A 7,541-nucleotide genomic window follows, 5' to 3' on the forward strand; every position below is an offset into this window, starting at 1 on the left:
CTCCTTCGGGTTCGGGGGTTCGAATCCCTCTCTCTCCATTAGCGTTCATTGTGACGATGATAAAGTGACTGATGTCAGCGCTCTTTTTGGGGTATAGCCAAGCGGTAAGGCAAGGGACTTTGACTCCCTCATGCGTTGGTTCGAATCCAGCTACCCCAGTTCTTAGGTAATATCAGATAAGTGATAAAATATCTATCCAGGTATTTTATTTCTTTATTGGATGAGTCGTTAAAGATTGTAGTTGATCTCATTGCGAGTGCTTGCTTAGGAAAAATAATTATAAGTATGTCAAGTTTTAGAAAACTTGATTGTTGGAGGATTTTTTAGATGAATGAATTTGAAGATTTGCTAAACAGTGTTAGCCAAGTTGAACCAGGTGACGTTGTTACTGCTGAAGTATTGACAGTTGACGCGAACCAAGCTAACGTTGCAATCTCTGGAACTGGTGTCGAAGGTGTCTTGACTCTTCGCGAATTGACAAACGATCGTGATGCTGACATCAACGACTTGGTAAAACCAGGTGAAACACTTGAATTGCTTGTTCTTCGTCAAGTAGTTGGTAAAGATACTGATACAGTAACTTACCTTGTATCTAAAAAACGTTTGGAAGCTCGCAAAGCATGGGACAAATTGGTTGGACGTGAAGAAGAAGTTGTTACTGTTAAAGGAACTCGCGCTGTTAAGGGCGGACTTTCAGTAGAATTTGAAGGACTTCGTGGATTTATTCCAGCTTCAATGCTTGATACTCGTTTTGTACGTAACACTGAACGTTTCGTAGGTCAAGAATTTGATGCTAAAATCAAAGAAGTAGATCCAAAAGAAAACCGCTTTATCCTTTCACGTCGTGAAGTTGTTGAAGCTGAATCAGCTGCAGCACGCGCAGAAGTATTTGGTAAATTGAACGTTGGTGATGTCGTAACTGGTAAAGTTGCACGTATCACAAGCTTCGGTGCCTTCATCGACCTTGGTGGTGTTGATGGATTGGTTCACTTGACAGAATTGTCACACGAACGCAACGTATCACCTAAATCAGTTGTAACTGTTGGTGAAGAAATCCAAGTGAAAGTTCTTGACTTGAACGAAGAAGAAGGTCGTGTATCACTTTCATTGAAAGCTACAACACCTGGACCTTGGGATGGCGTTGAACAAAAATTGGCTGCTGGTGATGTTATCGAAGGAACTGTTAAACGTTTGACTGACTTCGGTGCATTCGTTGAAGTATTGCCAGGTATCGACGGACTTGTACACATCTCACAAATTTCACACAAACGTGTTGAAAATCCAAAAGATGTTCTTAAAGTTGGACAAGAAGTAACTGTTAAAGTTCTTGAAGTAAATGCTGCGGATGAACGTGTATCACTTTCTATCAAAGCTCTTGAAGAACGTCCAGCTCAAGAAGAAGGCGAAAAACAAGAAAAACGTCAATCTCGCCCACGTCGTCCAAAACAAGAAAAACGCGACTTTGATCTTCCAGAAACTCAAACTGGATTCTCAATGGCTGACTTGTTTGGCGATATCGAATTGTAATATTTAAAAGAGGCTGGGACAAAAGTCCTAGCCTCTCAATTGATTTTGGATTGTCGAGCAAGACGCAGGGGTTGAGTGGGCTCTACTACGCTGATCTCATCAGCTTTTACAGCCCTACTCAACTGTGCGGAGGTGGGACGACGAAATCGAATTCTAACGAATGACCGATTTCTGTCTCACTCTCTTTTTGACTTGTAAAATTCTCAAGAATTTGATATACTATAACAGTTGCCACCCTTAGTGTAATGGATATCACGTAAGATTCCGGTTCTTGAGATGGGGGTTCGATTCCCTCAGGGTGGAAAGAAGAAAAGGTTGAGAAGTCTCTCAGCCTTTTTATCTTATGTTCATAGCTCAAAAAAAAGACTCTCAAAGTATGAGAGTCTTTTCTAATTGAATTAGTTGATAGATGCTTCTTGGAATTCAGGATTTTTCCATGCTTCATCGATAATTGCTTGCAATTCATCAGCAGAAGCTTTCATTTTTTGTTGTTCCGCATCGTTCAATGGGATGTTCACTGGACGAACAATACCGTGTGCACCTACGATAGCAGGTTGACCGATAAAGACGTTGCTAACACCATATTGACCTTCTTGGAATACAGAAAGTGGAAGTACTGCATTTTCATCATCAAGGATTGCTTTAGTGATACGAGCAAGGGCAACAGCGATACCGTAGTATGTAGCACCTTTTTTGTTGATGATAGTGTAAGCAGCGTCACGAACACCTTCAAACAATTCAATCAATTCAGTTTCTTGAACGTTTTGAGTGTCTTTAAGGAATTCTTCAAGGTTTACACCAGCGATGTTAGCGTGTGACCATACAGCAAATTCTGAGTCACCGTGTTCACCCATGATGTAGGCGTGTACTGAACGAGCGTCCACATCCAATTTTTCAGCCAAAGCTTGACGGAAACGAGCTGAGTCAAGAGAAGTACCTGATCCGATAACACGTTCTTTAGGGAATCCTGAGAATTTCCATGTAGAGTATGTCAATACGTCAACTGGGTTAGCAGCTACAAGGAAGATACCGTTAAATCCTGATTTCACAACTTCTGTAACGATTGATTTGTTGATCGCAAGGTTTTTACCAACAAGATCAAGGCGAGTTTCACCTGGTTTTTGAGGAGCACCTGCAGTAATTACAACAAGGTCAGCGTCTGCACAGTCAGCGTACTCAGCCGCATAAATCTTTTTAGGTGAAGTGAAGGCAAGGGCGTGGCTAAGGTCAAGCGCATCTCCGACAGCTTTTTCGTGCAATTGAGGAATTTCGATAATTCCAAGCTCTTGTGCAATTCCTTGGTTGACAAGTGCAAAAGCATAAGATGAACCTACGGCACCGTCACCGACAAGGATAACTTTTTTGTGTTGTTTAGTTGCAGTCATGAATCTAAACATCTCCTTCATTTTTTTTGAGATCATCTCTCATTCGTAACCATTTTACCACTTTTATAGATCTTTGTCATCTGATACAGTATGAATCAGCGATGTAAACGTTTTTACGTTTGTGTTCCTTAGAAGAAAAATAGCCTAAAATGTGTTATAATAGTATGGTGAATTAAGTAAAGAGAGGCATTTTTTGAATGCAGGATAAGAATCTAATTGATGTGAATTTAACATCAGAAATGAAGACGAGTTTTATCGATTATGCCATGAGTGTTATCGTTGCTCGTGCCCTCCCTGATGTTCGTGATGGTTTGAAACCTGTTCACCGTCGTATTTTGTATGGAATGAATGAATTAGGTGTTACACCAGATAAACCACATAAGAAGTCAGCCCGTATCACAGGGGATGTTATGGGTAAATACCACCCACACGGAGATTCCTCTATTTATGAAGCCATGGTGCGGATGGCGCAATGGTGGAGTTATCGCTACATGTTAGTGGATGGTCATGGAAACTTTGGTTCTATGGACGGTGATGGTGCCGCTGCACAACGGTATACCGAAGCTCGTATGAGTAAGATCGCTCTTGAAATGTTGCGGGATATCAATAAAAATACAGTTGATTTCGTAGATAACTATGATGCCAGTGAGCGCGAACCTTTGGTCTTACCTGCACGTTTCCCTAACCTTCTGGTTAATGGTGCTACAGGGATTGCCGTTGGGATGGCAACCAATATTCCTCCACACAATCTGGGAGAAACCATTGATGCAGTGAAGCTGATGATGGATAATCCTGAGGTAACGACCCGTGAACTCATGGAAGTTCTTCCTGGTCCAGATTTTCCGACAGGTGCTTTGGTCATGGGGAAATCAGGTATCCACAAAGCCTATGAAACCGGAAAAGGATCAATCGTTCTTCGTTCTCGTACAGAGATTGAAGTAACCAAGAGTGGCCGTGAACGGATTGTTGTCACTGAGTTCCCTTATATGGTCAATAAAACCAAGGTGCACGAGCACATCGTTCGCTTGGTGCAAGAAAAACGGATCGAAGGGATTACAGCTGTACGGGATGAATCAAACCGTGAAGGGGTTCGTTTTGTGATTGAGGTCCGCCGAGATGCTTCGGCCAACGTTATTTTGAACAACCTCTTTAAGATGACACAAATGCAAACCAATTTTGGATTCAATATGTTAGCGATCCAAAATGGCGTTCCAAAGATTCTTTCTCTTCGCCAAATTTTAGGTGCTTATATCGAGCACCAGAAAGAAGTAGTGACTCGACGGACCATCTTTGATAAAGAAAAAGCGGAAGCACGTGCCCATATCTTGGAAGGTTTGCTCATTGCCTTGGATCACATCGATGAAGTGATCCGGATTATCCGCAATAGCCAGACAGACGCTGAAGCACAAGCTGAATTGATGGCTAAATTCAAGCTTTCTGAACGTCAAAGCCAAGCTATTTTGGACATGCGTCTTCGTCGTTTGACCGGTTTGGAACGAGACAAGATCCAAAGTGAATACGATGATTTGGTTGCCTTGATTGCTGATTTGGCTGATATTTTGGCGAAACCAGAACGTGTGGCAACTATCATCAAGGAAGAATTGGAAGAAGTCAAACGCAAGTTTGGCGATGCTCGCCGAACTGAGTTGATGATCGGAGAAGTCCTTTCTCTTGAAGATGAGGACTTGATTGAAGAAACAGATGTCTTGATCACCCTTTCTAACAAAGGCTACATCAAACGTTTGGATCAAGCGGAATTTACGGCTCAAAAACGTGGTGGACGTGGTGTTCAGGGAACTGGTGTCAAAGATGATGACTTTGTCCGTGAACTGGTCTCTACGAGCACTCATGATCATTTGCTCTTCTTTACCAATAAAGGGCGTGTCTATCGTCTGAAAGGTTATGAGATTCCAGAATATGGCAGGACAGCCAAAGGATTACCAATCGTCAACCTCTTAAAATTGGACGAAGGTGAATCGATTCAAACCATTATCAATGTGGAGCAAGATCGCAGTGACGAAGCATATCTCTTCTTTACGACGCGACAAGGTTTGGTCAAGCGGACCAATGTAGCTGAATTTTCAAATATTCGTCAGAACGGTCTCAAAGCTCTGAATCTGCGCGATGAGGATGAATTGATCAATGTCTTCCTTACAGATGGCAATGCTGACGTCATTATCGGTACCAAGTATGGTTATTCTGTCCGCTTTAATGAGTCTGTAGTCCGCAATATGGGACGTTCTGCCACTGGTGTACGTGGTGTGAATCTCCGCGAAGAAGATAAGGTTGTTGGGGCTAGCGTCGTTACGGATCAAGATGAAGTATTGATCATCACCGAAAAAGGGTATGGTAAGCGGACAATGGCTGGCGAATATCCAACCAAAGGCCGTGGTGGTAAAGGAATCAAGACAGCCAATATCACAGAGAAAAATGGTCCCTTAGCTGGTCTTTTAACCGTTAAAGGGGATGAAGATCTGATGATCATTACCGATACCGGAGTCATGATCCGTACAAGTGTTGGAAATATCTCTCAAACGGGTCGGTCAACTCAGGGTGTGAAAGTCATGAGACTGGATCAGGATGCGAAAATTGTGACCTTTACAACAGTCCAACCCGAAGAAAAAGATGAAGAAGTAGTGGAAGAAAACGAATAGATAAGGGGACAGCATGTCACGCAAAAGAAAAAAGAAAAAGAGTTTACGCAATACTCTTATCAACATCGTTGCAACACTTTTGATTATTCTCTCGCTTCTCTTGATTTTCAATGCTCCGATCCGAAACATGATTATGGTTTGGCATACCAACCAATACCAGGTTAGCAAGGTCGATAAAAAAACCATTGATAAGAATAAAGAAGTGAAGACGAGCTTTGATTTCCAACATGTTCAGTCACTTTCGACGGAAGCAGTCATCAATGCCCAATGGCAAGCTCAAAAACTACCAGTAATTGGGGGGATTTCGATTCCTGAATTAAACATGAACCTTCCGATCTTTAAGGGACTTGAAAATGTAGCCCTTTACTACGGAGCAGGGACCATGAAGGAAAACCAAATCATGGGACAAGGCAATTATTCTCTTGCTAGTCACCATGTATTTGGCCTAACTGGAGCAAATGCCATGTTATTCTCACCATTAGAGAAAGCCAAGGCAGGAATGAAGATCTACATCACGGACAAAGAAAAAATCTATACATATGTCATCTCGTCTGTTGAGACAGTGACTCCAGACCGTGTAGATGTTATTCAAGATCGTGAAGGCGTTAATGAGATCACCTTGGTGACCTGTGAGGATGCTGCAGCGACTTACCGTACGATTGTAAAAGGAAATTTGGAAACCTCTGTTGACTATGACAAGGCTCCAAAAGACATCCTGGATTCATTCAGCAAGTCTTATAATCAAATGCAACTTTAAGAAAATAAAGCCCGAGACAGAAATGTCTGGGCTTTTTCTATGTAGGAAGCTAGGAGAAATTCTTGTAAAATTGTAAGAGATTGGTAATATAATGTAAGGAACTTGTCATAATATTAAGGGAAAATCAGTATATAATAAAGGGGAAAGAGTATGATAAGGAGGTAGAATAGTGACAAAAGAGCGAATTTATCATCTCTTGCATCATTTCTATAATCTCTTAGTAAACGATTTTCCACGAAATGGTTTAATTACGAAAGGAATCTATGAAGTAGAGCAGGTCTACCAAGCTTTAGAGGCCATTCCTCAGAGCCAGGAGTACTTGATTCGCTGTGAAATTCAACAGTTTTTAAAAGAGCTTGAACAAGTTCAAACAGGTTACCAGATCCGCTTTAATAAAGATGAAGTCTTAGTGTTAGATGATTTGAAGCAAGAAATCGCCTGTAAATAATGAAAGGTTGTCGTTTTCTCCATTTATTACGAATTAATAAGTGAGGAGGAAATTATGTACGACATATCATTTATTGAACCATCTTTGCTTCCTAGAGAACGTTTGGTTTCTGAAGGGGTAGATAAGCTGAGTCATCAAGAATTGCTATCCATTCTCTTACGGACAGGCAATAAGAAAAAAAGCGTTTATGAGATTGCACAAGGTCTTTTGAGTTCGGTTAATAGTTTAAAGGAGTTAAGTCAATTAACCCTAGAGGAGCTACAGGAAATCTCAGGTATTGGCCGGGTGAAGGCCATCGAACTTCAGGCTGTGATTGAGTTTGGACGAAGGATTCATAAAGACGAATTGATGAGTTCTGAACAGATCATGAGCAGCCAGAAATTGGCCCATAAAATTCAACAGGAAATCGGCCATAAGAAACAGGAGCACCTGGTTGCCCTCTATTTAAATACGCAGAATGAAATTATTCATCAGCAGACCATTTTTATTGGAACCGTGAATCGAAGTATTGCGGAGCCACGTGAAATCCTGCATTATGCACTGAAGCACATGGCAACCTCTATCATCTTGGCTCACAATCATCCATCTGGTGCCGTATTTCCCAGTAAAAATGATGATGAAGTAACGCAACGAGTTTTAGAGGCCTGTGAAGTGATGGGTTTAACCCTATTGGATCACTTGATTGTATCTGAAGAAAACTATTATAGTTACCGTGAAGAGACAGATTATTTGGTATAAAAAAGAGAGTGGGACAGAAATCAGTAATTCGT

6 protein-coding genes and 2 tRNA genes are annotated in these 7,541 nt (G+C 41.5%); 7 read left to right on the plus strand and 1 reads right to left on the minus strand.

Features of this window, described 5'->3' with window-relative positions; translation table 11 throughout:
* Positions 1–87: 87 nt before the first annotated feature.
* The 3 genes from HMPREF2926_RS00925 to HMPREF2926_RS00935 all read left to right on the plus strand — a co-directional run bounded on the left by HMPREF2926_RS00925 (position 88) and on the right by HMPREF2926_RS00935 (position 1,830).
* A tRNA-Gln gene (locus HMPREF2926_RS00925) sits at positions 88–159 on the plus strand.
* A 168-nt stretch (positions 160–327) separates the two neighbouring features.
* On the plus strand, positions 328–1,527 hold the full coding sequence (gene rpsA, locus HMPREF2926_RS00930; RefSeq protein ID WP_003011990.1) for a 30S ribosomal protein S1: 1,200 nt from the start codon (positions 328–330) through the stop codon (positions 1,525–1,527).
* 231 nt (positions 1,528–1,758) lie between these two features.
* Positions 1,759–1,830: transfer RNA gene (locus HMPREF2926_RS00935), tRNA-Arg, on the plus strand.
* Between the two features lie 95 nt (positions 1,831–1,925).
* On the opposite strand, the gene HMPREF2926_RS00940 is transcribed toward HMPREF2926_RS00935, so the two are convergent.
* The gene (locus tag HMPREF2926_RS00940; protein WP_070586165.1) at positions 1,926–2,912 is read right to left on the minus strand and encodes an L-lactate dehydrogenase; all 987 of its coding nucleotides are present in this window, start codon (positions 2,910–2,912) and stop codon (positions 1,926–1,928) included.
* Between the two features lie 197 nt (positions 2,913–3,109).
* On the opposite strand from HMPREF2926_RS00940, the gene gyrA reads away from it, so the two are divergent.
* From gyrA to radC, 4 genes are all read left to right on the plus strand, one after another.
* Positions 3,110–5,566, plus strand: coding sequence for a DNA gyrase subunit A (gene gyrA, locus HMPREF2926_RS00945; protein ID WP_070586166.1), 2,457 nt, complete (start codon positions 3,110–3,112; stop codon positions 5,564–5,566).
* 13 nt (positions 5,567–5,579) lie between these two features.
* Positions 5,580–6,323, plus strand: coding sequence for a class A sortase (locus HMPREF2926_RS00950; protein WP_070586167.1), 744 nt, complete (start codon positions 5,580–5,582; stop codon positions 6,321–6,323).
* Positions 6,324–6,492: 169 nt separating this feature from the next.
* Positions 6,493–6,771, plus strand: a complete 279-nt coding sequence (locus tag HMPREF2926_RS00955; RefSeq protein ID WP_003003299.1) for a hypothetical protein — start codon at positions 6,493–6,495, stop codon at positions 6,769–6,771.
* 54 nt (positions 6,772–6,825) lie between these two features.
* Positions 6,826–7,509, plus strand: coding sequence for a RadC family protein (gene radC, locus HMPREF2926_RS00960; RefSeq protein WP_045759397.1), 684 nt, complete (start codon positions 6,826–6,828; stop codon positions 7,507–7,509).
* The last annotated feature ends 32 nt before the right edge of the window (positions 7,510–7,541 follow it).

It is taken from the genome of Streptococcus sp. HMSC078D09, assembly GCF_001813675.1.
Taxonomy (GTDB): Bacteria; Bacillota; Bacilli; order Lactobacillales; family Streptococcaceae; genus Streptococcus.

Bases quoted from the DNA above. Each gene is read 5' to 3' on its own strand.
- rpsA (WP_003011990.1), top strand. From the start codon at position 328: ATGAATGAATTTGAAGATTTGCTAAACAGTGTTAGCCAAGTTGAACCA.
- HMPREF2926_RS00940 (WP_070586165.1), bottom strand. From the start codon at position 2,912: ATGACTGCAACTAAACAACACAAAAAAGTTATCCTTGTCGGTGACGGT.
- gyrA (WP_070586166.1), top strand. From the start codon at position 3,110: ATGCAGGATAAGAATCTAATTGATGTGAATTTAACATCAGAAATGAAG.
- HMPREF2926_RS00950 (WP_070586167.1), top strand. From the start codon at position 5,580: ATGTCACGCAAAAGAAAAAAGAAAAAGAGTTTACGCAATACTCTTATC.
- radC (WP_045759397.1), top strand. From the start codon at position 6,826: ATGTACGACATATCATTTATTGAACCATCTTTGCTTCCTAGAGAACGT.